Genomic DNA, 1514 nt, shown 5'->3' with positions numbered 1-1514 from the left:
GGGATAGTTGGTGCGCTCCTGCGCACCCAGCCACTCCATGCCGTCCAGGACATCGTCCCCCACGACGCCCGGGAGCGCCGCCAGCGTATTGTGGCGATAGTTCAGCAGCGCGCCAAACAGCGGCGCAGGCGCCGCAACGCCGCTGCAGCGCTGCGCCAGCGCCAGCGGGGCATGCTCGTGGGTTAGCAGCTCCGCCAGCCGCGCGTGTGTGCGACGCACACTCTCCTCGACCCCGGTTCCATCCACGTCGAGCCGCACCGGCAGCGTGTTCATGAACAGGCCCATCGCCCGGTCCGCGCCCGTGCCACCATGCATGCGCCCGAACAGCACCGTGCCGAACACCACCTGCTCGCGGCCGCTGCTGCGCGCCACCACCTGCGCCCACGCCAGATGGCACAGGCTGGCCACGCTCACCCCCAGCCGCCGCGCCTGCTGCCGCAGCCGGTCGTTAAGCGCCTGCGGCAACTGCCGCCGCGCCTCGTCCACCCCGCTGCCCTCGCCGCGCACCTCGCCCAGCCCGAACGGCAGCGTCGGCCCGTCAATCTCCGAGAGCATCTCCCGGAAGAACTGCTCATGCGCCTGCTCTCCCACACCCAGCCGCGCCTGCGCTATCAGGTTACGGAATGGCTGCGGCTCGGCCAGCTCGTGCCCGCGTCCTCCCAGCACGCTCCGGACCTCCGCATGCATTACCTCTGAGGTGGTGTGATCGCCGATCAGATGATGCTGCAGCTCCAGCAGCAGCCAGCGCCCGCTGTCCGGCTCCCGGGCCGTCACACACCGTATCAGTGGCGCCCGCCCCAGATCGATGCGCTGCCCGCGCGGATCGAACCGGCGCCGCAGCTGCTCGGGAGCCGGCCCCTCCGCCTCGTCCAGTTCAACCTCCACCACCTCCAGCCGCGCCTGGCGCCACACCACCTGCGCCGGAGCGGACAGCCCCTCCCACACAAACGACGTGCGCAGGATATCGTGCCGGTCCACCACCCGCTGCACTGCCGCCAGATAGCGCTCCAGCTGGCCACGACCGGCAAATGCCATCTGCGAGACCAGCAGGTATGGATCGCCCTGGCTGGCCAGCAGGTGATGGAACAGGATGCCCTCCTGCAGCGGCGAGAGAGCATAGATGTCCTGGATGTTGGCCAGCCCCCCGGGCACCGTGGCCACCACCCGGTCGATCTCCGCCTGGCTCAGCCCGATGAGCGGCAGCATCCCGGGGGTGATCGCCGTACTGTGCGCGGTAATCAGGTTGGCGGGGACCGCGACCTCCTGATGGCTGCCCAGGCTGGCCGCCAGATCGGCCAGCACCGGCCGCGCGAACAGCGTGCGCACCTCTACTCCCAGCGAGCGCTGCCGCAGCCGCTCCATCAGTTGCACGGCCAGCAGCGAATGGCCGCCCAGCTCGAAGAAGTGGTCATGCCGACCGACCCGCTCCAGACCCAGCAGCTCCGCCCACAGCTGCGCCAGCACCGTCTCGAGCTCCCCGCGCGGCGCCTCGTAACCCCGCCGCGCATACGCAT

At 70.4% G+C, this 1514-nt stretch carries 1 protein-coding gene; it reads right to left on the bottom strand.

The features are described 5' to 3' along the window. The coding region (locus tag AB3X96_RS42360; protein WP_368594391.1) for a condensation domain-containing protein at positions 1–1514 on the bottom strand (1514 nt) is incomplete at both ends.

Source organism: Paraburkholderia sp. BR13439 (genome assembly GCF_040948805.1).
GTDB classification, from domain to species: domain Bacteria; phylum Pseudomonadota; class Gammaproteobacteria; order Burkholderiales; family Burkholderiaceae; genus Paraburkholderia; species Paraburkholderia youngii.
This window is presented reverse-complemented; position numbering and strand designations above follow the sequence as displayed.